This window comes from Eisenbergiella tayi, from assembly GCF_001881565.1.
In the GTDB taxonomy this organism is placed as follows: Bacteria; Bacillota; Clostridia; order Lachnospirales; family Lachnospiraceae; genus Eisenbergiella; species Eisenbergiella tayi.
In genome coordinates this window covers 50,396-74,114 of sequence record NZ_MPDJ01000006.1, presented here as the reverse complement: position 1 = coordinate 74,114, position 23,719 = coordinate 50,396, and the positions used below count along the sequence as shown (strand labels likewise).

Below are 23,719 nucleotides of genomic sequence, written 5' to 3'. Positions count from 1 at the left end.
TGTGACAATCCGGTGACATTCAGTTTCCTTTTGCATAAAAAGTCATGACAAACCTGGCCCCGCCTTCCTTTCTGTTTTCCGCACGAAGCTCCCCGTTCTGGTTTTCCGTCAGTAATTTTGCCAGCGCCAGCCCCACTCCCGCGCTGTGCCGGTCCTGGCTTTTTCCCTTGTAAAACCGGTCAAATATATGTCTGCATTCTTCCGAATCAAGGCCCGGTCCTTCGTCTTCTATGAGAATGCGGGTATAAATGGCATTCTGCTCCACCCGGATTCGTATACATCCGTCTTCCGGCGTGTGTTCACTGCAGTTTTTCAGAATATTGCCTATCGCCTCACCTGTCCATCCCAAATCACAGCACAGCCGTTTTCCTTCCTCCCCCTGTATGCGCACTGCCTGTCTCTTATATTCTGTAAAAGAACGGACCGATTCCACAGCGGCTGAAAGCACTTCCTGCAGATCCTCCTCTTTTTTCTCCAGAGGAAGGACTCCTGCATCCAGCCTGGACAGAGTGAGAAGGGCTGAAGTCAGGATTCGGATATGGTCGGTCTGCTGTTCCATCCTGACGAGCAGCTGCCTCCCATCTTCGCCTTTTACCTGTTCCTCCAGCAATTCCTGAAGCAGGGAAACTGAGGTAAGAGGTGTTTTCAGCTGATGGGATATATCAGTCAGGCTCTCCGCCAGATTTTCCCTCCCTTTTTTCGCTTCCTCACGGCTTTCTCTCATAGTAATCATGGTTTTATAGATTTCATCCTGCAGCCTTGAATATTCATCCTCCCGGTTACCGATACCCGTATCATATATCCCGTTGTTTATTCGTATCATATAATCGGCCAGTTCCTGTATCCGCCGTCTGTGCCTCCTGCTTTCCATGGCGTACCAGAGCGCTCCCCCTCCTGACAGCAGCAGAAAAAAAAGAAGCAGGATACTCAGCAGACCGGCAGAATCCGCCCGCGTAAACAACCCTGCTTCATAACCATACTGCTTCAAAAGGGCCTCACCTTTTTCCACTTTCTCCGGCTGCTCCCGTTTCAGGGAACCCATCATTTCCCCTGCCTTTTCCGGTGCGCAGGCCGCCATGACAGCCGCTCTTTTATAAAAAGAAGCCTCGCTCCGACTGACAGCCAGCAATCCCGTTCCCAGGCAGACCAGCATGCAGATGAAAAGCCACAGGAACAGAAACGCAGTCTTTTTTTGGTTATGCTTCATTTCCATCCTCCGCCTTATAACCGATTCCTCTCACTGTTTTTATCATTCTCTGGGGATCACCGCCCAACTTCTCCCGCAGCCGTTTTATCAGGACCGTCAGCGTATTGCTGTTCACAAAATCTCCGTCAATATCCCACAGCTTCTGAAGGAGAAGGGTGCGTGTCAGGGTACGGTTCTTATTTTCCAGAAGGATTTCCAGAAGTCTGTACTCCCCGGCTGTCAGAAGGATTTCTTTTCCTCCCGCCTGTACCCTGGTTTCCTTTTTATCCAGGAGCACATCCCCGCATACAAGCCGCTCTGCTGCTGCCTCCTGCCCCTTTTCATCCGGCTGTGAACGGCGCAGGGCCGCCCGGATCCGGGAAAGCAATACCCCCAGCTTAAAAGGTTTTGTCACATAATCATCCGCCCCCATATCCAGGCCCCTGATTATATCAGCTTCCCCGTCCCTTGCGGTAAGTATGATCACAGGAGGGCCCTCCGCCTCTCTGCATTCCCTGAGGAAGCACAGACCTTCGCCGTCCGGCAGGCCCAGATCAAGTACAATTAAATCAGGATTTTCTCCCGCAAGTTTTTCCGCCCCGGCAAGGCTGCCGGCAGCCAGTATTTCATATCCCTCCCTGAAAAGAGCGGAACGCAGGGCAAAAAGTATGGTTTCATCATCCTCTACAAGTAATATCCGGCTCATTTTTATCTTTTCTCCTTTTTAGCTTTTCTGAAACCTCTCCCTCTTTCCTCACTTTCCTGAAAGCATATCCATCATCTCTTCCAATTCCGGCAAATGATCTTCCAGATTTTCTTCACCGATATAATAGGCCATAAGCACCTGATTATCCTTTCTGGCAAACAGGTAATGCAGCCCTCTGTCATGAATAACCAGCTCGTCAAAGCAGCCGCTGGCCACCCTTTGAGGCATCCATCCTTTATTCCAGTTCATGTAATAACGGCCCAGCTCACGCATAAGAGGAGCCGCCAGCTTTGGAGACGCCAGACGGTAATATTCCAGCTTCAGGGTACTCTCCCGGGTGCCGTCTCCAGAATTCCATATCCCATACTGCATCGTCTCCGCCTGTATCGGTGCAAATGGAAACCTGTTTATGGAAGAATAATTTTCCAGCTTCTCCCCTCTATAGTCAAGAGTCTGGTATTCCATTTCCGGCTGCTCTTCCAGCCTGGAAAGCGGAAGCAGCACAGGGGATATTTCTTTCCAGGAGGGATACTTGTCCAAAAAGGCCTTCGTCCTGAAATCCGATTCATCCCATCCGGCCTCCGATACTTTACCGGTATAAACGGAACGTACCCGGCCTGCCCCGTAATGAATTCCTCCCGCCATTCCCAATACCAGGCTGATAAGAAAGATTATTGAAAGCACCCTATATAACAGCCCCGGGGGATTCCCTGTTCCGCGCCTTTTTTTCTGAACAGATGTCCCTGCCCCATTCTTACGATTTCCGTCCGAAGGGTTCTCCAGGCCAAACCGATTCCGAATTCCTTCCAGAAGGCCATCCGCCACCCGTGCTTCCCGGAAGCTCCACATCTGCAATAGCCCACCAACCCCCATTGCCAGGAAAATCAGCCAGGCTACTCCCTTTGCAAAAAGCAGGAGAAATCCATACCCTTGAAAAAAATAGAAAAAGAGGAACCAAATCAGCCAGAAAATAAATGGGGAAAACAGCCCCCATATCCTTCCCCTCTGCTTCTTTCTCAGTTTTTTAAACAGAGTGTCGCCCGCAAGCAGCTGCACACGTTCACATTTTCCCGGCATTCCCCGCAGTATCAGTACCATACGGCCCAGCTGGGTAACATACTCCCAGCCGAATTCTTTGTATTCTTCTCCCTGATCCCTGGGGCCTTTCATGCCGTCAGGATCCATGGGTACCAACATATATGCAGTTTTTGCCGGTTCGCTTTTGATAAAAACCGCTTTTCTTCCGCTGTACCGTATTAACATAAGTCCCTGTTCCGCATTTTCTTCCAGCCAGCGCTCCGCCCTGTCCGGATTCGTAAAATCAGCGGGTATATTTTTAACGACTTTTTCACTTCTTTTCATAAAAAAAGCCTCCGTGGTTTGTCATCTTTTTATTATACTATTTTCTGCTTATCCCGAACAGATAAGAGTCTAAAAGGATTTCTTATTTTTTCTTTAAGGTAAAATTCCCTGTCTTTCTTGACAAATCGCCAAAAAGTTTCAATAATGGAGTATAATAATGGAATTTCTGAAGGGGTGTAACAATGAACAAAAGAAAGGCTTTTAACAATAAAAAGGGCTTTACTCTGGTGGAAATGATTGTGGTTATTGTAATTCTGGGAATTCTGCTGGCGATAATGGTTCCTCAGCTGATAAAATATGTTGATAAGGCCAAGGCTGTACAGTGCCGGGCGGATGTGAGTTATATAATGAAGGAATATCAGATCGAGGCTTTGGAAAAGGATCCGGGAAATGCGGAGGCAGCCTGTGATCTTCTGGAAAGCATCGTCTTAGAACATAACGGGAAACTGAAGAAAAAGGGCGAAATATTTAATGGTGGTATCTATTCCGATGTATGTACCTCAAAAGGCCTTTATACTTGTACATTTGATTATTCATATAAGTCCGTAACCGTTACCTGCAGTGAACATGATGAAGAACAGATTGAGATTAAGAAGCTTGCTGATGTGCTTGGTAAGCTGGATTTTACAGACATTCTCAATTTCCCACATAAAAATCTTAATGATTATTTTAAAAATGGCAGAACATCTATTAATTCAGAAGCACTTTCCACAGGTGGTTATGGTTCTTACGGTTCCTTGGCAAAAGTAATTGAGGCGAAGCTGCAGGAACAGGGTATTAATATGGCTGGACGCAGCTGGCGAATGGATAAAGAAGGTGATACCTACAACCTCTTTCTTACTGACTCCCAGAAGATAACCACGGAGATGGAGGGAAATAGAGTTGCCTGTACACAGTATGATATTAAGAATAATAAAGTTATCCATGGTACCATAGAAATATCAACAGAGAAAAAAGAAAAGGAAGTCTACCCTATACTAGTAGGCACATCCTTCGTTCCCGATAAAGAGTAATGTAACCTATACATAACCATAAAAAGAACTGCGGTTGCCGCCCAAACAGGCCTATCCGCAGTTCTTTATTATTTTACAGCTTATTCACTTTCAGTTTCCGCGGCTTCCGGGGTACTTTCCGCTGCCGTACCGTCACCAGCTTCTTCGCCCGTCTCTCCAGCGCTTTCCGTACTTTCCGTGCTGGTTTCCGGAATGGTCAGATATTTCATATCTCCTGCCACATCCGTCACTTCATATTTCTCAGTCAGCCCGTTCATATATTCTCCGGCCTTCTGATTGGCAAGGGTACTGGAAATAGAGCTGTTAGTGGTCTGTTCATCATTGCTTCTCTTAATGAATTCCACAACATAATAGTTATGGTTCGTTTCATCCGGAAGAATTGTGGTATCCCCTTCCTTACGGGCTTCGTCGAACAGCCAGTCCGAAATGGCTGCCGGGGCTGCAGAATAGGAACCGCCTTCTATCAGGCTTCCTTCCTTGTCGTCTCCGCCATAGAGATCCTTCTGATCATCGATAGCGTTCTCCACACAAAGTGCTTCGAAATCCTCACCGGCTTTTACAGCCTTTTCCATGGCTTCCGCCTTGACCTTCAGTTCGTCCATAACCTTAGCGATATCTTCTTCCGAAGCATCCTCCGCGACATTTCCTCTGAACGGGAAGCTTCTGTAATCTACCTTATCATAATTATTTTTGTTGGCTTCGTAATATTCCTGTACTTCTTCATCGCCGGGCTTATTGATTTCCGTCAGGTGTTCAAAATAAGCGGTGGCAAGCATGTTTTCCTCTGCAAAAGGCCGGATTCTTTCTGCCGTTGCATACTGGCCGTACAGCGAGGTGTACGCCTCCGCCTGGCTTACGGATTCGCTTTCCGCCTGCGCAGCAAGCTCCGTATCAAATGCCGACATATCCTCCGCTGTGTCATAGGTAAAGCCCTGCGCCGCAGCGTCATCCACTAACGCCTTTACCTGAGTGATCTGGCTGACCGTCATCTGGTCAAAATAATCCTTCCAGGTCATATTATCCGTATACTGCTGCTTGGAAAAATCCGAGCTGGTATCCAGGCCCATATAGGACAGGAAAGAACCATACATGGAAATGTAGCTGTTTACCGAATTATTATAATAGTAATCATATTCCACTCTTGTAACATCGTGATCGCCTATTTTAATATAGGGATTATGAAGAGCGCTGTATTTGCCATATGCGGATAAACCGATGGATATCACAATAGCTGCAGCGATTGCCGCTATAATAACGATACTGCCTATCTTCAAACGCTTCTGCGCTTTACGCTCCTTCTCCTCTTCAATTCTTCTCTTTTCCATTTTCCGGTCATATTTAGTCATGACCTTCTCGCTTTTTTCTTCCGTCTGCTTGTTATTAGACATGGTAAGCTTCCCTCCTTTTATCTCTGTCAGGTATTATACCTGATAAATGTGAAACAAGCGTGAACTTTTGCATGAATATTCCTTCATTATGTGAAATTCTGTACATCAGAACACCTTTTTCGCACAAATAACTGCCGATACAGCAGAAAAACCCTGTACGGACAGCACTATTCACAGTATAATACACTCTTCTTCCGGCTTCAACAAAAATCCGCATGCAAATTGCGTTTTTTGTAACTTTCAGCCTTCCTCTTCCCTTACCCGCCGTTTTTCTTCCTGAACCAGACATTCCTTCAGGCCGTCTTGTGTATTTTGAAAATGTATTCCAAAGGAAAGAAGCCTATCCTGGGAAAGCCGCAGATCTCTGGGCTTATCCGCAAAGGCTTCCCTGTTGGGCGCAAGCAGATCCATATCCGTTCCCTGCAGCCTCAGAAGCTCCTTAACCACCTCATATGTACTGCATTCATTAGGGCTTCCGAAATTATAAACACCGCCGGGAAGGAGGAGCGCCTTCTCCAGATGACGGATCATTTCCCCAATATACGTGATGCTTCGGAAATCATATACAGGATACTGCATCTGTTTTCCTTCCTTCAGCGCCTGCCGCACACTGGTAACCAGAGTGTCATGTTCCTCAGGCCGTTTCTTTTTATAATCAAACATCCAGCTCATTCTGAGAATGACTCCGTCCGGAAGTATCTCCAGGCACCGTTTTTCCGCCTCCAGCTTCTGCTTTCCGTAAAGCCGCTTCGGAGACAAAACCTCATCCTCCCTGCGGGGGCCTGCCGTATCATTCCCGAAATAAACCTGATCGGAGCTGAAAAATACCATCCGGCTTCCTGACTCCCGGCAGGCCGCCGCCACATTCTCCGCCCCATCCACATTTATTTTCCCGGATCTTTCAGGCTCATTGTCACAAACCGCCAAATCGGATATGGCCCCGCAATGGATCACAATTTCCGGAGAATACTCACAGATTACCCTGCGTGTCTCATCCCGATCCGTAATATCCATCTGCCTGCGTGACACTCCCCACAGCTCATGCCTGTCCTTCCAGGCTTCCATAATTCTGGATGCGGCAAATCCCTCCGCTCCTGTTATCATTATTTTCATCACAGCACCTGCCTCTCCGCTTCCGGAAGCGTATTATCTTTCCTCTCCCCATACCGGAATGTATGGGAGAAAAACATATGAAACAGCTTTAGTAAAACGGCATGATATACCGTCTTACTAAAGCTTCCTCTTTGTTATTTTATCCTTTTAATTTAGAAAAAGCCAGGAGAATGAACATTACACCGCTCAGCCATGATAAATTTAAGTTCAGCCGGGACGCGATCTTCCTTCCGAACAGCTGCCCTGCATACATGGCCCCCACTCCTACAAGGAACGCCACAAGCATAGTCAGAAGAATATTGAGCTGAAGAAACGCCGCAAAGGTTCCCGCCACCAGGCTGTCGATAGACATGGCAAAAGCCAGGAATACTGTCTCTCTCATGGAAAGTGTGTGGGAATGGTCACTGTCTGCGGCCGTGGGATTCCCATAAATACTGATGATAAACTTTAACTGGGAAAAAGAAAAATGAATATCTTTATGCACTTCACAGTTATGATTGATATAATTTTTAATTAATGAATCAGCAAGCCGGATTGCCCCAAGAATGAAAAGACTGGTAAAGCATACTGCCTTCGTCAGATCCTCCGGAACGATTGCCTGAAGAACGGTACCGAAACACAAGGCAGCGCCCAGACAGGCGCTGCATATACCGTTCATAACACCGGTTTCTTTCCAATTGATGCTTATTCCGCCTGCTCCATAGGCAATACTGGCTACAAATTCATCCATACAGAGAGCCAGACATAATACTAAAATCTGAAGCATGGTTATTTCTCTTTTTATTTTAGTATATTCCTGACTCCCTTTTTTGACATACTTTTGCCTTATCTTGCATATACGGTTCTATGCACAGATGTCCGCTGCTATTCCCGGCGCCTTCCCATTAAGGAAGGATATGTCCTCCTGCCAGATATATCTGATACCATTCCTCTCTGGTGAGCACAATTTCAGAAGCCCGGCAGATCTCCTGGAGCCGGGATAATTTCATGGTGCCCGCCACCAGCTGCATGCCGGCCGGATGACGCATAATCCAGGCTGCGGCGATAGCCGTATCCGTGGTATTATATTTTTCAGCCAGCTCCTTCAGCAGCTTATTCAGCTCCTCAAACTTGTCATTTCCCAGAAATACCCCTTCAAAGAATCCATACTGGAACGGGGACCAGGTCTGGATAGTAATGTCATTCAGACGGCAGAAATCAAGTACGCTTCCGTCTCTGTCCGCAGCACCGTCCGTCAGCATGTTCACTTCCATGCCGTTTGTGATCATATTGGAATTGGGAATGCTCAGCTGCAGCTGATTCGCTGCAATATCCTGTTTCACATATTTTTTCAGAAGCTGTATCTGGGAAGGCTTATGGTTGGAAACGCCGAAATAGCGGACCTTTCCCGCTGCCTCCAGCTTATCAAAGGCCTCCGCCACCTCTTCCGGCTCCACAAGGGCATCCGGCCTGTGCAGAAGAAGCACGTCCAGATAGTCCGTATTCAGCCGTTTCAGAATGCCGTCCGCAGCTTCCAGGATATGCTCACTGGAGCAGTCATACATCTTGCCGGGTATGATACTGCATTTGGACTGCAGGAACAGCTTGTCTCTCTTTCCCGGATTCGCCTGCAGGAATTTACCGAACATCTCCTCGCATTTTCCGGCTCCGTAGATGTCCGCATGATCAAAAAATACGGCATCCATATCCAGGGCTCCTGAAAGAAAACGTTCTGCCTCCCCCTGAGACAAATCGTTCATCCTCATACAGCCCACCGCCACTGCTGGAACCTGCAGACCGGTCTTCCCCAAATTTACTTTTTTCATAATAATCCTCCTTTTCTTGCGGAGTAAAATGCAATTTCCTAAGAAATTTGCCCTCTGTTGAACAGAGGTTTTCCCCTCCTGTTTTCTTTTTCATCTATTGTACTTTACTTTACGTGAAAAAGGAAGGATATGTCCTTATTTTCCTATATTTTTTTCGGTTACAGTTTATTCCCGGCTCAGCCCTTAACATATACAATAAGCTGGGATATCCCTTCCACCAGAATGGGGATAAGAATGGGCAGAAGCCAGATGAGATTTCTCACAAACCAGTTTCCGTTTCCCCTCTTCAGATGTTTTTCTTCCCTGCTGTAATATTCTTTTTTCTTTTCATCGTCGAAATAGATATCATAGGCAGGAAATGTGAACAGGGCGGTAAACACCACCGCCGCAAAAGTTCCGAAAACAGTCAGGGCCTGTTTTTCCCATCCTGCTTTCAGGAAAACCGCATAAAGGCATGGCCAGAACAGATACCACATCGACTGGTACCATATTTTCCGGATAAGCTTTTTGTCCGTTTTGATTTCTTCAGGCTGCGGTATGTCTACGGGCTTCTGATAATCCTCATACAGGCTTCTGCATGTATGGCACGTTTCCAGATGGGCCTTCACCACTTCCGATGTTTCCGGTGACGTAAGTCCCTCTGCATAATTGGGAAGCAAATCCCTGATAATACTGCACGAAGTTTCATTCCTCATTATTTATTCTCCTTTCCCTGACTTTTGTTTTCTTTTTCCTCCAGATACCGGATTAATCTGCATTTATCCCGCATAAAGGTCACTCTCGCCCAATTTTCCGTCTTTTGCAGTATCAGCCCGATTTCCCGGAAGGAAAATTCATTGACCAGCCTCAATATCAGCAGCGAACGGTGAGGTTCCTCCTGAACATTGATATAGTTAAAAATCTCCGCCGCCTGCTCTCTGTTTTCCCATTGTTCCGAAATACCTGCTTCATGGGAAACCACCTCCTTTAATTCTTCTGTAGGCGGATTTGCACGCAGCCAGTGGTAATATTCATGCCGCGCAATGGCAAAAATCCAGGTCTTAATGGGGCAGCTTCCCCGGAATCCGCGGATTCCTGATATTACTTTCAGAAATGTGTTCTGGCTGAGGTCTTCCGCCGTATGTGTATTACGGCACATTGACAGCAAATACCGGTAAACATCGGCATAATATTTCCGGTACAGGCCCTCAATCTCATTTTGTTCCTGCATATCCGCTTCCTCCCTTCTGCTTATTAGAGCCTGAAAAAATAATTTCGTTACAGTTTAATTTTAAATTTTAAAATTTCTGCCTGAAACGCAAAAAAGCATCCGGCTGTCTCTTAACAAAGAGTATACCGGATGCCCCGAATCAATTCTCACAACCATTCTTTTTCCAAAAATTCCACCATATCCAGCGCCCTGGGAGGACATCCCTTCAGGGATTTGGCAAAACAGGACGTACACTGACCCACGCCGATATTCCCGCTCTGCCCTTTATAGCCCTGTCCGATAGCAACCGGGGGAAGGCCTTTTTTCAATTCGCCTCTGTCCTGCAGGCGATCCAGCGCATAAATGAGAGAACCGAAGCAGGCGCTGCAGGCATCCCTGCCGTCCGTATAGGAAGCGAGCTTTTTTACCCTGCCGGTCATATGAAATTTGGATTTATCCGATAAATCCTCATTCAGGTAAACCACATTGGCCGACGAGGTATCCATACTGCCCACACCAAGCTGTTCCGCTCTCGTAATATATTCCACTTCTTCGGAAGAATATCCCATGCTCTCACATACAAAGGAGTCACAGAGCACCGGATCCAGAAAGGCCAGGATCCGGTTCATAACAACAGGATTCCCTCCTTCTTCAAAATCAAGATCCCCGCAGATGTTATCAACCAGAATAAAGTCGTTCCTGGCCACCGTGTTCAGATGGGCGATGGGCTTATGCAGCCCCATGGTATGAAAACGTCTTTTTTCCGAATTGGGAATTACACCCTTATTATTTTTCAGGGCACAGGTAACCGTAGTCTGGCAGTGCCCCTTCAATACAGGCATATTGATCATAAAGTCCACTTCTGCGGCGCTGTCGCAAAGCCGGATATCCATACCGGCCGCGTCATAGGTTTTCCAAGTGTCCGCCTGCAGATCCTTGAGTTCCACACCATATTGCCGGGAAATGCGATCATATCCCGCCGCACGGAAGGCTGCGGGAGTGCTGTCTCCCACCCAGGAACCTTCCATAATGGTTATATTCCGGAAGCCGTTATTCTGCAGATAGCAAATCACGCCTTCCAGCAGTTCTCCATGGGTAGTGGCACCCTGGGAAGGGTCCTTTGCCACCACCAGGTTCGGCTTCATGCCAATCTTTTTCTTTCTGTCTCCGATTAAGTCTGCCAGTCCTGCCTGTTCCAGCAGGCGAATCGTCATGTTCTTATAATCTGTACCATGAATAATAAGGATATCGTTATTCTTCATCAACATGCAGTTTTCTCCGCTTTTTCTTATGGATGAGCAGGTAAATAGTTGGCATCAGCAGCAGCGTAAGTAATGTGGACGCCACAAGACCGCCGATAATAACCAGCGCCATTCCCTGCATCATTGCGCCGTTGCTTCCAAGTCCCAATCCCATGGGCACCATGGAGAGGATGGTGGTAAGCGTGGTCATGAGGATAGGACGGAGCCGGATAGCTCCGGCATCGATCAAAGCATCCTCCAGAGGCATTTCCTCCTTCAGCTGGTTCACCGTATCCACATATAGAATTCCATTATTTACCACGATGCCGACAAGCATCAGGAATCCCATTAATGATACCATACTGATGGTCGCTCCCACAATAAAAAGCAGGAAAATAGAACCAACAAGACTGAAAGGAATACACATCATGACCATGAAGGAAAAACGGGGCGACTCAAACTGCATCGCCATTACCAGAAATACCAGGAATATAGCGATCAGGATAGAACGATACAGGACCCCGAACTCTTCATTCATAATTTCCGTCATCATATCCTGCGCCACTTCCACACCTGCCGGATAAGAAAGCTCCCTCACAACGGAATTCAGAGCTTTCTGGGCCGTAAACTGTGCTTCCTGAGTAGTGGCCGCCGTAAGGCTTATCTGATACAGGCCATCCACCTTCATGATTGTCTGCGGCGCATCCGTGTAAACAACCTTCGCAATTTCCCTGATGGGCACCTGAATTCCCTGGTTATTGGTAAGGGTTGCATCCATCAGGCTGTTCATGCTGTCATAAAGTCCTTCCGGATACTCAAGCTTGACATCATACTCCGTACCGTTATTGGTCACCGTAAGCACATTCGTACCGCTGAGGATATTACGTACGCTTCCCGCCACCTGCATCGGAGTCATTCCGTAATGCATGGCCATCATAGGATCGATCTCAAGTTTGGCGGCCGTGCTGGTATCCTGTGCGGAGGAAGAAACCTTAATAACCCCATTCACCTTTTCCATGGCTTCCTGGGCCTGCAGCGCCGCTGATTTAAGAGCCTGCATGTCCGCCCCGCGCAGATCGATTTCCGTAGTGGATGAGGACATCATGCCGCTTCCCATACTGCTGCCGCCGGAGGAAATTTCCAGTTCCATATCCGTATAGTCCCTGGTGTCCCTGTTCCATTTTTCAATGACATCCGCTGTTGTAAGCTTTCTGTCGCTTTTCAGATATGCCCTCATACTGGCAGTGGATCCGCTTTCTATACTGACGCTGTAGGAACGTACGTCAGGTTCTGCTTTAGCCAGCGCTTCCATCTTCTCCATAGCAGCTTCCTTGGCCTCCAGAGTGGTTCCCGGACGGAAGGATACGGATACTGCCACAATCCCTTCATCGGATGCCGGCATCAGTTCCATATTTACCCTGGTCATCATCAGCCCTGCCACCACTACGAGGGCGGCAGTCACTCCCAGAACCAGCCACTTTTTATGAAGCAGCTTTCTGAGGAAACCTTTATATACATGAGTTATTTTTTCCAGGACACGGTTTGCCGGAATATTCTTTTTTTCCTTCGGCTTAAACAACAGGTAAAATAAAGGCACAAGCGTCATAGCCGAAATGAGGGAGGAAACCATGGCAAACACAATGGTGAAGCCCAGCTGGCCGAACAGCTGGCCGGCCAGATCATCCACGGTTGCCAGAGGCAGATAAACCACAATAGTGGTAATCGTGGACGCTATGATTGACATGGTTACCGTTTTCGTCCCCTTAAAGGCGGCATCCCAGTAGCTTTCCTCACTGTCCTTCCATCGGAAGCAGCTCTCTATAACAACAATGGAATTATCTACAATCATACCTATGGCGATTACGAGGGAACCCATTGTTACGATATTCATGGAATATCCCATCATACTCATCAGGATCAGGGTTGCCAGAATGGATACCGGCATGGAGCTGCCTACAATAAGGCTGGCCTTGAAATCCCCGAAAAAGATAAACAGGACCGCCATGGATATCAGGACACCCGCTATCAGTGTCTTTCCCACAGACCACAGGGAGGATGTAATGATATCGCTGGAATTATATTCAATGCTGATATCAATTCCCGGATTTTTTTCCATATAGGAATCAATGAGCTTTATTATCTTCTGTGTGACCTGTACCACGCTGGCGCTTTGTTTTTTCTGGATGGAAATACTGATCGTTTCCCTTCCGTCGCTTTTGCTGATCGTATCCGGCTTTTCCTTTGCCATGGATACTTCTGCGATATCGGATAAATGGACGACACTGCCCGATGCGGTAATAACCGGCACCTGCTCCAGCCGCTGGACCGTATTGAATTCCATGGCGGCGCTGACGGAAATGTCCTGATTTCCCTGTTTCACGCTTCCGGCGGGAATCGTAAAGTCAACGGCCCCCAGATAATTGGCAACAGCAGCCATATTCAATCCATACTGCTTCAGCATATCCTCCCGCAGAAGGACCCGGATATAATCCTGGGTTCCGCCCGAAACATCCACCTGCGCTACATCCGTTATGGATTCCATATCCGGAATCAGGGTATCCTCCAGGGTCTTTTTCAGATCCAATTCCCCTTCCGCCCGGACATTCAGTATCATATCCGCAGACTGGGACATATTCAATTCGATAACCACAGGTGTGGACGCATCCTCCGGAAGCTGAAGGCTGGCCGTATCCAGGGCAGTCCGCAGATCCGCATAACATTCGTCAATATCCACGCCGTATTCATAGCTGAACATGACCATGGAAACATTCTCTGCCGACTGAGAGGTTACGGAATCGATTCCGTTCAGGGTGGAACCGGAATCCTCCACTACCTTAGTCACCAGCTCATCCACACTTTCCGGATCCGCACCGGGATATGTGGTCATTACGATGAGCATGGGCATATCCATGTCAGGGGTCAGCTGCATTTTGAAGCCCGGAATGGAACTCAGGCCGAAAACGGCCAGCGCCAGAATAATAAGAATTACCGAAACCGGACGCTTCAGCGCTAATTTTGTCAGGCTCATTTTCCGGCCTCCCCTTCTACCAGACGTACTTTCGCTCCATCCGTCAGCTGGGAGGACCAGGTATGTATTACGATGCTGTCGGCAGACAGCCCGCTCAGGATTTCTATCTTATCATCATTATAAAGTCCGGTTTCCACAAGGGTTTTCCTTGCAATCCCGTCCTCTGCACAGAAAACATAGGCCTGTTCGCCTTCATAATAAACCGCATCATAAGGAAGCAGCATTGCTGATGATGCGCGGTAGGTATCTGCAGTTATTTTTACCGTTACTCCGTTGGAAAGCGCCGTATTTTCCGTTGCCGCCTTGATTTCAAACAAACCGGTCCTGGCATCCACGGACTGTCCTATCTGGGTAATGGCCGCATCAAAGGTCTCTCCGCTTCTTTCCAGAGTGATTTTTTCTCCGGTAACAAGCTGGTTTTTTACCGCCTCACTCACATAAAAGGTGACCGTCAAAGAATCTTTGTTGGAAATGACGTAGACCGGATTTCCGGCGCTCACCATACCGAATTCATCCACATTTTTCTGTTCGATAACACCGGAAATAGGGGATGTAAGCGTGTAATTCTCCAGCTGCATTTCGGCGCTCTTGATTCCCACCTCCGAAGAAGCGATCTGATTCTGCAGAGCGGCCGCCGTATCCTGATAAGCCTGGCCGTTCTGGATTCCGTACTGTACCTGGGCATCCTTCAGATTTTCTTCATAGAAATCGATGGTATCTCCCGTGGTGGAACGGGAGGTTTCCGCCGAATCGATGCTGCTGTCTATGGAGGATATATTTCCGTCCAGCGTGGATGCCTGGGATTTCATGGATGCTATCTGGGTTGCAAAATTGGCAACGCTGCTGTCCAGACGTCCTTCTCCCACATCCGCAGCGGTGTAGCCAGCGGATTTGAACTGGGATACTACCGCAAGATTTCTTTGGTATTCTCCTCTCTTCGTAAGATACTCTTCGTAGCTGCCCTTATTGGATCCACCAGTGGTATCTACCTGCATGATACGATATTCTTCCGTCCTGCCTGTTCCTGCAACGGCATTAATAGCCGTCGGTTCTTCTGACAGTGCTCCGTACCTTCCGCTTTTACCTATGGAGAAACCTTTTCCTGTATAAAAAGCCACTCCCTGAGCTTTCGGTTCATTCCCTGACGGGCTTTCAGGTACCGAAGGACTTTCCTGCACCGCCGGACTTTCTGCAGCACTGCTCTTTGATTCCTCATCCGTTGCACTATTCTGTCCGGTACCTTCTGGTTTGCTTTCCTCCTGACTGGAGGATTCCTCCTTTTCCGGTTCTTCAGGCGCTTCTTCAGAAGAGTTCTGCCCGGAAGAATTCGTGCCGCCGTTTCCTGAGGAAGAGGATCCCGGTGCAGTCAGACCGCCGTTGGTATTAAGAGAATCCGGATTACCTCCTGGTGTTGTACTGCCTGTGGATGAGTCTCCTGCAGAAGAGGTTTCTGAAGGCTGGGTTCCTGTTGACGGCGTTGTCTCATATTCTTCCCCCCAGTTCGGTTCCGGATCCGTTATCCATCTCCACACACCGTATGTATCCTGATAAACATACTGCTTGGCGGTCTTCGCCATGTTTTTCATGTTGTTATAGCTGGATTCCATGTCGCCGATACTGTCATTGATTTTATCCAGCGCGCTTTTCATATCTTCTTTTTTCTGCTGGGTATCGGTAATGGAATTTCCGGCCGTATTGTACTGTTTCTTTGCCATATCAATCTGATATTGAATATTCTTGATATTGCTCTCCATGGACAGATTGCTCATCACCTGGCTGGAACCAAGTGTTCTCTGGGCGGAAAGCTCCGCGCCTTCCTTGGTAAGCCGGGCTGACTCCAGCTGCAGACGGGCCGCTTCGTCATCAATCTGAAGCAACACGTCACCGGCCTGAACCTGATCGCCCACCTGGAAATGCACCGAAGATACCTCTCCCGAAACAAGAGGAATGATGCTGACCTGCTCCTGGGGGCTTATCGTCCCGATGAAGGTACTGGAAACCGACAGATCTCCTACCTCCGGAACAGCAGCTTCCACAGCAAGTGATGTATCCGCAGTTTCCGTTTCCGCCTCATCCGTACTGCTCTGACAGCCGCCCAGTGCCAGGGCCGCCGTAAGCAGAACTGCCAAACTCTTCATACGGTAATTTTTTTTCATAACTGTACCTCTTTATTTTGATTACTTAGCATTGCTAACTATTGCTTTTTTATTCTAGCTTTCTGTTATATAGAAGTCAATTAAAAAACTATAAAATAAGCATTAATCATGCTATACTAATAAAAAAGCCGGATAATGGTCTCCGGCGGTTTTATTGAAAAGAGGAAATCATGCCCGAATCAAAAAAAATACCCTTTGAATTAATGAATAAATTTCACCGTTTCAAGTTAAGTAAATTTCCCATGCCCCTTCCGGAAAGCGAACTCATCACATTAGCCACCATCTACGAGGCCAACCAGTGGGAAAGCGCAGAAAAAACGATGATTTCCGGACTCGCGGAAAAGCTCCATGTATCCGTTCCCACCATATCCCGATGCCTGCACAAGCTTGAAGAAAAGGGATTGATACAAAAAAACAGCCAGACAAACGATCGCCGCAATACGTACGTCTGCCTGACTCCCAAAGGAAATGAGATATATAATGAGGCCTTCCGGACTCTGAGTTCTTTCGTGGAACAGGCTTTATCCCGTATTGACGAAGAAGAACTGGATCAGTTTTTTATTACCTTTGACAAAATTTATGATGCCCTTGTCATCGAATATAATTCCCTAGGTAAGGAAGATGAAGATGTTCCCCCTGTCTCTCCTGATTGATATCACTCTTCCCTTCTCACATAAATACGGAAACAGTTTCCATTTTTCCCATAGTCACCTATGGATACATAACCGCCCTGATCCCCGATGATTTTTCTTGTAAGGTAAAGTCCCAGACCAACGCCTTCCTGCAGCATAGCGGCCTGCTTCCCCCTGTAAAACCTTTGAAAGACCGTATTTCTTTCCCCTTCGGAAATACGGCTGCCCTCACTGCATACTTCTATACAGGCATACAGATCGTATGTGTTCGTCCGAAGCAGGATCTCCCTGCCCTCCCCATATTTCACAGCATTATCGAGAAGATTAAAAACAGCCTCCAGCGTCCATTTTCCATCCACATGAGCGTGGATATCCCTGTCTCCTTCCAGCAGGATCTCTTTACCCCTCTGTTCCGCCCTGGGTGCCGCCTGGCTGATCGCTTCCAGAATAACCGGCAGAAGCGGCTGTTTTATCGGCTGAACCGTAATGATGTCCGTCTCCAGACGGGCCGCCTTTTCAAAGCCCTCCCCGAACCAGCCAAGCTTTTCCGCCTGCCTGGATATATTGGCAAGAAAAAGCTTCCGGTTCTCCTCATCCAGATCCGGCATAAGCAGGAAATCACAATACATCCGGATATTGGTAAGCGGTGTATTCATCTGATGCACCAAATCCGCCACCAGGCCGCTGAGCTTTGTCTTAAGCTCCTGCTCCTGTTCTTCATGGCTTTTCATGATTCCATACAGCTTATAGATCTGCGTCTGAAGCTTTCCGGTGAGCGTATCCTCATGGGGATTAAAATAATTTCCGTCCGGCTTTTCTCCCCAATGTCCGTCAATCAGAGACTGTGCACAGTCACAGGCCAGTCTCAGGCTTTTATTCACACAGCCGGACAGCCAGAAGAATCCCCTGAATACTATGATGCATTCCAGAATGCCATAAATAACGCCCCACCACCGTACACCATCCGGCAGCAGGAACAGCAATAGAAAAAACAGAACTGTTATGAATACCTGTGCCGCCAGTATCCTTCGGATGGTCCCGTCAATCCATTCCGAACCCACATCCTCCTCCTGAATTGATTTTACTGACTTTCCTCTTCCATCCGACAGTCCGTTCCCGCCTGCGTACATCCTCATTGTTCCTCCCATTTATAGCCGATTCCGAATACTGTTTTAATCCTGCACGGCTTACCCGGATCCTCTTCTATTTTTTCCCGAAGCCGTCTGATATTCACCGCCAGCGCTTTTTCTTCCACGTAATTCTCCTTGTCATCCCACACCCGGGCAAGCAGCATTTCCCGGGTCAGCACCTGCCTGCGGTTATTCAGGAACAATTCCAGCAGCCGCAGTTCCGTCGGTGTCAGGGCAACCCGGTTTTCTCCAATGACCAGCTCCTTACCGGCAAAATCATATCGAAGGCTGCCATTGCAATAAACCTGACCGTCCCTGTTCCCGCTCCGGTTCAGCACCGCCTGTATTCTGCACAGGAGGAGGGGGACGGAAAATGGCTTGGTTATGTAGTCATCAGCCCCTGCATCAAATCCTGCAATCATATCCTTTTCCGTATTCCTCGCTGTGAGAAAAATAACAGGCACCTGGCTTTCCTTCCGCAGGCAGGGCAGAAAATCCCTGCTGTCGCCGTCCGGAAGGCTCACATCCAGAATAACCAGATCCAACGCTCCTTCCAGCTGCCCTCTCATTCCGGACAGGCTTCCTGCGGTCTTCACCTGATACCCTTCCCTTGTCAGGGCAAACGCAATGCCGTTTCTTAATATTTCATCATCCTCAACAACAAGTATACGGGCCATATTCTCTCCTTATTCCACCTCCCGCAGACGCTCCACTACCGGTTTCCTTGTAAGGAAACCGGTCAGCAGTCCCGCCACCAGAACGGATACCAGGCACATAACCACAAACAGCAGTACACAGCCGGCTGCAAAAATCTTCACAGAAAACCCGGAAACAAATAAAATCGCCTTTCCCAGCATATAACAGAAAAACGCTCCTAAGGGAATAGCCGCAAGCACACTCAGTCCGCTCAGCAGCAGCCCTTCCCGGCACAGCATGGCCCGCATCTGCTTTTTCGTCATTCCCACTGACTGCATGGCAGCAAATTCAATCTTCCGCGATAACACACTGGTAACCAGAGTATTCACAACATTGCAGATACCAATCATACCGAATACGCCCGACAAAAACAGCCCGATAACAATCATGGATGATTTCTCACTGCGCTCGGCTTCCCTCCTCATGACCTTGGATTCTATAGACAGCTGATAGTTAAAACTATCCTGCACTGCTTTCTCCACCTGAGCATATTCCTCTTTTGTCAGTTCTTTTATGGCATCAGCCTGTACGATGCCCACCATGTTCTGATAACCGGAATAAATCTCCTGAAATACCTTGTCAGGAAAAGCCAAAGCTGCAGATGCCAGCAGTCCTGTAGGAAATGGGTTGCTCCGTTCCACCACCGCAAGAACCTCTGCTTCTTTGTCCACATACTGCCCTCTGTCCGGATCGTAAATAGAAAAATGCAGAACCTGCCCCGCATGAATCAGCCCCGCTTCACTGTTCGACTGATTCGTTCCCTGGTTATAAATCACATATCCGCCGTCAGCAAATTTTTCTTCATCCAGACTGCCCTCTATAACATGGATATTCTCTTCCTCCAGATGCAGTTTATCCGCCGGGAATCCCCTGATGGAAAGACGGATATCACCGTTTTCCCTTTCGCTCATCCAACCGGTTCCCAATTTTTCACAACGGATAAATTCTTCCCTGAATTCTTCCGTCATCTTCATTTGCCCGTACCCGGCATCACAGCCTCCAAACTCGTTCACTTCCCAGTCTCTGGCCTGATAATACAGAACTATATCTTTTATAAACGGCAGTTCTGCAAGCTGTGCCAACATATCATGGGAAACAGGCTGATAGGGTTCATCACTGCCCCAAATCATAGCATCCTGACGGATCCCCACATCGGCAGTATGGTAGCGTTTCACCATATTTTCCACATTGTAGCCCATGGGTAAGGTAAATGCAACCAGAAAAATAATACCGCTCAAGGCGAAGGAAACTCCTGCCCACAGCTTCTTTCTTCCCGCTCTTTTTTCCCGATATCTGGCGGCCTCTGTCGGTGAAATCCGCATGGCCAGCCGGTATGCCTTCCTCGCGCTTATATATACGGTAAGCAGGGAAAAGATAACTGCCGAAATAAAAAACATGGGATTCGCCGAACTTCTGTAAAAATCTTTGTAATTTGTCTCTGCCATAACCACGGGGGCAATAAACAGACCTACCAGATAACCTAAAATCAGCCCAACAGTAATCCCCACGCAAGTAAGCCGGGCCACCTGCCAGTTTAAAAGAGCGCGGATCTGCCTTCCGGTGGTTCCGATTGTCTTAAGCATTCCGAAGAAACGGATATCATTCACAACTGATATATAGAATATATTATAAATAAGCAGATAGCCGCAGAACATGATCATAAGAACAAAAACCAGCACCACAAGCAGGTACAGAACCGTAAAACCGTTATCCATCCGGTATTGGACACCGGCTGCCCCCACTTCCCCTGCTATATCATATAATTCCCCGGGAATCGTATCTTTTATTTCTCCAGGGATGAATTTCACATAAATCCCGGCCGGTTCCTGAAGCATCTGCGGCTCATATTTTTCGGGGAAAGCCTCTGAAGTGTAGATTTCTTCATAAGTATGGGCCAGCCCTTTAATAGGTGAGGTTACGATTCCCGTTATTGTCACGGGGATTTCCTTTTCCACCTGCTGCCCGTCCTCCCAGATAACCGGATGCAGTACCAGCGTATCGCCCACATTGCCTTTGCCGCCCAGCCGTTCTGTCATAGTATCGGACACTGCGATTTCATCCGCCGCCTCCGGCAGTCTGCCCTCCAGAAGAGCTACTTTATTTCTTTCATAATATTCCCGCTGGGGAGCCAGAAGGGCTGTCTTGATTCCCGACATTTCCCGGTTATGCAGGCTTCCTATATTGCAGTAGATCACATACGCCGCCCATTCCACCTGAGGCATATCCCTGATTTCCTCATATTTTTCCAGCTCTGCCTTGATTTCTCCGTCCGCCAGGGGGCCGGGAGTAATATCCGTTCCTCTGTTTATGGTATCATAAAAGCTGATCCCTACCGTACACACCATGGTAATCAGAAGGGTGGTAAGCGTAATTCCCAGAATGGCCGTCAGATTGCGCAGCCTATGAGCCCTCATGCTTTCTCTTGCTATTTCCCTGACCGCTTCTTTGTTGGAGTTCTCAAACATCTGCCGTCCCTCCCACAATTCTGCCGTCTTCCATATGAATCGTCCTGTCAGCCAGCTGGGCTATCGCTTCATTATGAGTTATCATGATGACCGTCTGATGAAACCTGGTACTTGTCATTTTTAAAAGGCCCATCACTTCCGCACTCGTTCGGGAATCCAGGTTTCCGGTAGGCTCATCTGCAAGGATGATAGAAGGCTTGCCCGCAATGGCTCTTGCGATGGCCACCCGCTGCTGCTGTCCTCCTGAAAGCTGATTCGGAAAAGCCTTTCGCTTATCCGAAATCCCCAGCGCCGAAGTGATTCCCCCGATATATTCCTCGTCCACACGGTTTCCGTCCAGACGTATGGGCAGCGTGATATTTTTTTCCACATTCAGAACAGTAACCAGATTGTAGCTCTGGAAAACAAACCCGATATTTCTTCTGCGGAACACCGTCAGTTCTTCTTCCTTCATCCGGGTAATGTCCTGCCCGTCCACCAGGACCGTCCCCTCATCCGCGTAATCCAGGCCTCCCAACAGATTGAGCAGCGTAGTCTTACCCGATCCGGAAGTGCCTACCACCGCAACGAATTCTCCTTTTCTTACCGAAAGCCCCACATGAACAACCGCTTTTACCAGGCTGTCGCCGCTTCCGTAATATTTAACCAGATTATCTGCTTTTACTATTTCCATTCCTTTGTATCCTTTCCTGCCGCCCTGTCCCGACTGCGGCTGTAACAGGCAGCAGTCAGGGTTAGGGGCTTTCTTAGATTACTCTACCATATACTTCTTACAATCCGGTAACAAAGGATAAAGCAATCCTGGCTTTGTTTTATCGCAGATAACTGGAATTTACAGATATGCCCCTTTTCCGTTAATCCTCCGTAATCTCACGGATTTTTTCAGCAGGAATCCCGCATATCTCCGCCATTTCTTCTACACTGTGTCCTTCCTTTGCAAGACGGATTACCTGTTTTGCCAGAAGAAGCCCCTGTTCGAAACCTTCTTTTTCTCCGGCTTTCTTTCCCAGCTCAACTCCCTCCTGCCTTGCCATTTCCGCAATCTCTTCCAATGCTTTGCACATATTCACTTCCCCTTTCCCACTATTCGTGTCCTCATTTATCTTCCACCACTTATCCACATGAAGCAGTTCTCTCAGACAATCATATGTTTCATAGGAAATATGGCTGAATTCCTCCGATCTTTCCCGGATATATCTCTTCATTTCCTTCCCGTCTGACGCCATCGACAGGAGCCTGAAAATCAGCTTCAGATCTGTCCGGAAATTCTCCGGATCCACATCGGATGCCTGTACCAGATTCACTTTGTAATTCGTCATGAATGGTTTCATATCTTCAAACTCTTCCGGTATATCCAGTATATCAAATAACTCCCTCGGCCCATCCCATTCCGATGTCCCATAATAAAAGCAAATCGTAACCACCGGCGCCAGCCTGTCCTCAGCCAGCAGGCCCGATAAAAATTCCGCACTGTTATTGTAATCTTTTTCCCGCCGATGCCTGTCCGTCAGTTCTTTTATCTGCCCTGCATAATTCAATGCATCATAAAGCATTTCCCTCACCGGCATGGCATAATGGGTTTTCTCCTGCCCTTCCACGGCAAAAACAGCATAGGTAGTACTGCCGGATGCTTTACAGATAGCATCTCTGTACCGTCTCTCCGATACTTTCTGTCCTGCCTTATCCGGAAAGGTCAGCGCAGATTCTCCCGGCAGTCTTTCAAGCATATCCGCTCTCAGAACCTGTCTTCCGCAGAAAATAGATCCATTAAATAAATCGCTGAAATTCTCCGGTTTCTCCAGAAATTTTTTCACTGCCAAATCTTTTCTCTGTGACATAAAAGCACATCTCCTCCTTATGGTTTGATGATAAATCCAAAAGATATGTGCTTTATACTGATTATTATAGAGATATCCCGACAAAAAAGCAATTCCTTTGGATATAAAAAAGAAAGTAAAAATTGGAATAGTTGGCCGATACGACCGGTGTAAGAGAGTCTGATGACTCAATAAAGATGTTTATTCTTAAGAATATAATTATGATACTTTATAATTGGCAGACTGTCAATCCCCAGTCTGCCATCCGTCCGGCATTTTATTTTATTTTTATTCTTGTATAGTATTCCTTGTCATCCATGTGGTGGATATATGCCCCATTTTTTTCCTGTACCCGTAAGGATGCCGGATTATCCCTGTTTACCGACATATAAATCTCATCCTCTTTTACCAGTCTGCGCGCTTCTTCCAATGCCTGTGCCAGCCCGCGGGAAGCATATCCCTTCCCTCTGTATTCCTTCTTTATTCCGTATCCGATATGACCGGCCCCCTCTCTGAGAAAATCGTTGAAAAAATGCCTGATTCGGAACATTCCCACGATATGATTATCCTCCCAGAGAAAAAAATCCGTTTCCGGCACAAAGCCCTCCGGAAGCCCGACCCCATTTGAAAAATGAATCATCTCCGGAAGAGCTTTCTGCATAAAATCTTCTTCGGAAATTCCATAATACCTATTTGTAAATCCATTTTCGTCAGCTGGAAGATTCGTGATATAAACATATTCTTCCTGCGCATCCTGTTCATTTACTTTTTTCAAATACAGCATTCCGTTCT

The 23,719-nt window shown here is 47.6% G+C and carries 20 protein-coding genes; 2 read left to right on the top strand and 18 right to left on the bottom strand.

Annotated elements, in window-relative coordinates:
* Positions 1-19: 19 nt before the first annotated feature.
* The 3 genes from BLA28_RS22330 to BLA28_RS22320 are packed head-to-tail and all read right to left on the bottom strand — an operon-like array spanning position 20 to position 3,254.
* Positions 20-1,207, bottom strand: coding sequence for a sensor histidine kinase (locus BLA28_RS22330; protein WP_169897288.1), 1,188 nt, complete (start codon positions 1,205-1,207; stop codon positions 20-22).
* Positions 1,197-1,892 (bottom strand): response regulator transcription factor, encoded by a 696-nt coding sequence (locus BLA28_RS22325; protein WP_069157511.1) that lies wholly within the window; start codon positions 1,890-1,892, stop codon positions 1,197-1,199. Before BLA28_RS22325 ends, BLA28_RS22330 begins: the two co-directional genes overlap by 11 nt.
* 48 nt (positions 1,893-1,940) lie before the next feature.
* On the bottom strand, positions 1,941-3,254 hold the full coding sequence (locus tag BLA28_RS22320; RefSeq protein WP_069157512.1) for a DUF2812 domain-containing protein: 1,314 nt from the start codon (positions 3,252-3,254) through the stop codon (positions 1,941-1,943).
* Between the two features lie 182 nt (positions 3,255-3,436).
* On the opposite strand from BLA28_RS22320, the gene BLA28_RS22315 reads away from it, so the two are divergent.
* The gene (locus BLA28_RS22315) at positions 3,437-4,267 is read left to right on the top strand and encodes a type II secretion system protein (RefSeq protein ID WP_069157513.1); all 831 of its coding nucleotides are present in this window, start codon (positions 3,437-3,439) and stop codon (positions 4,265-4,267) included.
* An 80-nt stretch (positions 4,268-4,347) separates the two neighbouring features.
* Here BLA28_RS22315 and BLA28_RS22310 read toward each other — a convergent pair whose 3' ends face one another.
* From BLA28_RS22310 to BLA28_RS22265, 9 genes are all read right to left on the bottom strand, one after another.
* A complete protein-coding gene (locus BLA28_RS22310; protein WP_069157514.1) occupies positions 4,348-5,655 on the bottom strand; it encodes a peptidyl-prolyl cis-trans isomerase in 1,308 nt (435 codons plus the stop codon).
* A 240-nt stretch (positions 5,656-5,895) separates the two neighbouring features.
* Positions 5,896-6,768, bottom strand: a complete 873-nt coding sequence (locus BLA28_RS22300) for an SDR family oxidoreductase (RefSeq protein WP_069157515.1) — start codon at positions 6,766-6,768, stop codon at positions 5,896-5,898.
* Positions 6,769-6,907: 139 nt separating this feature from the next.
* Entirely contained in the window at positions 6,908-7,534 is a 627-nt protein-coding gene (locus tag BLA28_RS22295; protein ID WP_009255290.1) for a manganese efflux pump, read from the bottom strand.
* A gap of 118 nt (positions 7,535-7,652) precedes the next feature.
* A complete protein-coding gene (locus BLA28_RS22290; RefSeq protein WP_044970986.1) occupies positions 7,653-8,573 on the bottom strand; it encodes an aldo/keto reductase in 921 nt (306 codons plus the stop codon).
* A gap of 176 nt (positions 8,574-8,749) precedes the next feature.
* On the bottom strand, positions 8,750-9,268 hold the full coding sequence (locus BLA28_RS22285; RefSeq protein ID WP_044970987.1) for a zf-HC2 domain-containing protein: 519 nt from the start codon (positions 9,266-9,268) through the stop codon (positions 8,750-8,752).
* Positions 9,268-9,783: an RNA polymerase sigma factor gene (locus tag BLA28_RS22280; RefSeq protein ID WP_009255293.1), complete on the bottom strand. Its 516-nt coding sequence runs from the start codon at positions 9,781-9,783 to the stop codon at positions 9,268-9,270. Before BLA28_RS22280 ends, BLA28_RS22285 begins: the two co-directional genes overlap by 1 nt.
* A 146-nt stretch (positions 9,784-9,929) precedes the next feature.
* A complete protein-coding gene (locus tag BLA28_RS22275; RefSeq protein ID WP_069157930.1) occupies positions 9,930-11,024 on the bottom strand; it encodes a DUF362 domain-containing protein in 1,095 nt (364 codons plus the stop codon).
* On the bottom strand, positions 11,014-14,031 hold the full coding sequence (locus BLA28_RS22270; RefSeq protein WP_069157516.1) for an efflux RND transporter permease subunit: 3,018 nt from the start codon (positions 14,029-14,031) through the stop codon (positions 11,014-11,016). Before BLA28_RS22270 ends, BLA28_RS22275 begins: the two co-directional genes overlap by 11 nt.
* Positions 14,028-16,187 carry an efflux RND transporter periplasmic adaptor subunit gene (locus BLA28_RS22265; RefSeq protein WP_069157517.1) on the bottom strand — a complete coding sequence of 720 codons (2,160 nt, stop codon included), beginning with the start codon at positions 16,185-16,187 and terminating at the stop codon, positions 14,028-14,030. The genes BLA28_RS22270 and BLA28_RS22265 overlap by 4 nt, the downstream gene beginning before the upstream one ends.
* 170 nt (positions 16,188-16,357) lie before the next feature.
* Between BLA28_RS22265 and BLA28_RS22260 the strand changes: the two genes are divergently transcribed.
* On the top strand, positions 16,358-16,840 hold the full coding sequence (locus tag BLA28_RS22260; protein ID WP_044970993.1) for a MarR family winged helix-turn-helix transcriptional regulator: 483 nt from the start codon (positions 16,358-16,360) through the stop codon (positions 16,838-16,840).
* A gap of 2 nt (positions 16,841-16,842) precedes the next feature.
* Here BLA28_RS22260 and BLA28_RS22255 read toward each other — a convergent pair whose 3' ends face one another.
* The 6 genes from BLA28_RS22255 to BLA28_RS22230 form a co-directional block, all read right to left on the bottom strand.
* Positions 16,843-17,955: a sensor histidine kinase gene (locus tag BLA28_RS22255; RefSeq protein WP_169897287.1), complete on the bottom strand. Its 1,113-nt coding sequence runs from the start codon at positions 17,953-17,955 to the stop codon at positions 16,843-16,845.
* Positions 17,952-18,626, bottom strand: a complete 675-nt coding sequence (locus BLA28_RS22250; protein ID WP_069157519.1) for a response regulator transcription factor — start codon at positions 18,624-18,626, stop codon at positions 17,952-17,954. Before BLA28_RS22250 ends, BLA28_RS22255 begins: the two co-directional genes overlap by 4 nt.
* Positions 18,627-18,635: 9 nt before the next feature.
* Entirely contained in the window at positions 18,636-21,110 is a 2,475-nt protein-coding gene (locus BLA28_RS22245; protein ID WP_069157520.1) for an ABC transporter permease, read from the bottom strand.
* Positions 21,103-21,783, bottom strand: a complete 681-nt coding sequence (locus tag BLA28_RS22240) for an ABC transporter ATP-binding protein (RefSeq protein ID WP_069157521.1) — start codon at positions 21,781-21,783, stop codon at positions 21,103-21,105. The genes BLA28_RS22245 and BLA28_RS22240 overlap by 8 nt, the downstream gene beginning before the upstream one ends.
* Before the next feature lie 181 nt (positions 21,784-21,964).
* Complete coding sequence (locus BLA28_RS22235; RefSeq protein ID WP_069157522.1) at positions 21,965-22,948, bottom strand: RpnC/YadD family protein; 984 nt, start codon at positions 22,946-22,948, stop codon at positions 21,965-21,967.
* Positions 22,949-23,204: 256 nt separating this feature from the next.
* On the bottom strand, positions 23,205-23,711 hold the full coding sequence (locus BLA28_RS22230) for a GNAT family N-acetyltransferase (RefSeq protein ID WP_069157523.1): 507 nt from the start codon (positions 23,709-23,711) through the stop codon (positions 23,205-23,207).
* Positions 23,712-23,719: the final 8 nt, after the last annotated feature.

Coding starts and splice junctions, on each gene's coding strand:
- BLA28_RS22320 (WP_069157512.1), bottom strand. CDS start 3,254: ATGAAAAGAAGTGAAAAAGTCGTTAAAAATATACCCGCTGATTTTACG.
- BLA28_RS22300 (WP_069157515.1), bottom strand. CDS start 6,768: ATGAAAATAATGATAACAGGAGCGGAGGGATTTGCCGCATCCAGAATT.
- BLA28_RS22235 (WP_069157522.1), bottom strand. CDS start 22,948: ATGTCACAGAGAAAAGATTTGGCAGTGAAAAAATTTCTGGAGAAACCG.
- BLA28_RS22330 (WP_169897288.1), bottom strand. CDS start 1,207: ATGAAGCATAACCAAAAAAAGACTGCGTTTCTGTTCCTGTGGCTTTTC.
- BLA28_RS22230 (WP_069157523.1), bottom strand. CDS start 23,711: ATGCTGTATTTGAAAAAAGTAAATGAACAGGATGCGCAGGAAGAATAT.
- BLA28_RS22255 (WP_169897287.1), bottom strand. CDS start 17,955: ATGAGGATGTACGCAGGCGGGAACGGACTGTCGGATGGAAGAGGAAAG.
- BLA28_RS22315 (WP_069157513.1), top strand. CDS start 3,437: ATGAACAAAAGAAAGGCTTTTAACAATAAAAAGGGCTTTACTCTGGTG.
- BLA28_RS22275 (WP_069157930.1), bottom strand. CDS start 11,024: ATGAAGAATAACGATATCCTTATTATTCATGGTACAGATTATAAGAAC.
- BLA28_RS22290 (WP_044970986.1), bottom strand. CDS start 8,573: ATGAAAAAAGTAAATTTGGGGAAGACCGGTCTGCAGGTTCCAGCAGTG.
- BLA28_RS22260 (WP_044970993.1), top strand. CDS start 16,358: ATGCCCGAATCAAAAAAAATACCCTTTGAATTAATGAATAAATTTCAC.
- BLA28_RS22265 (WP_069157517.1), bottom strand. CDS start 16,187: ATGAAAAAAAATTACCGTATGAAGAGTTTGGCAGTTCTGCTTACGGCG.
- BLA28_RS22280 (WP_009255293.1), bottom strand. CDS start 9,783: ATGCAGGAACAAAATGAGATTGAGGGCCTGTACCGGAAATATTATGCC.
- BLA28_RS22245 (WP_069157520.1), bottom strand. CDS start 21,110: ATGTTTGAGAACTCCAACAAAGAAGCGGTCAGGGAAATAGCAAGAGAA.
- BLA28_RS22325 (WP_069157511.1), bottom strand. CDS start 1,892: ATGAGCCGGATATTACTTGTAGAGGATGATGAAACCATACTTTTTGCC.
- BLA28_RS22310 (WP_069157514.1), bottom strand. CDS start 5,655: ATGTCTAATAACAAGCAGACGGAAGAAAAAAGCGAGAAGGTCATGACT.
- BLA28_RS22285 (WP_044970987.1), bottom strand. CDS start 9,268: ATGAGGAATGAAACTTCGTGCAGTATTATCAGGGATTTGCTTCCCAAT.
- BLA28_RS22250 (WP_069157519.1), bottom strand. CDS start 18,626: ATGGCCCGTATACTTGTTGTTGAGGATGATGAAATATTAAGAAACGGC.
- BLA28_RS22270 (WP_069157516.1), bottom strand. CDS start 14,031: ATGAGCCTGACAAAATTAGCGCTGAAGCGTCCGGTTTCGGTAATTCTT.
- BLA28_RS22240 (WP_069157521.1), bottom strand. CDS start 21,783: ATGGAAATAGTAAAAGCAGATAATCTGGTTAAATATTACGGAAGCGGC.
- BLA28_RS22295 (WP_009255290.1), bottom strand. CDS start 7,534: ATGCTTCAGATTTTAGTATTATGTCTGGCTCTCTGTATGGATGAATTT.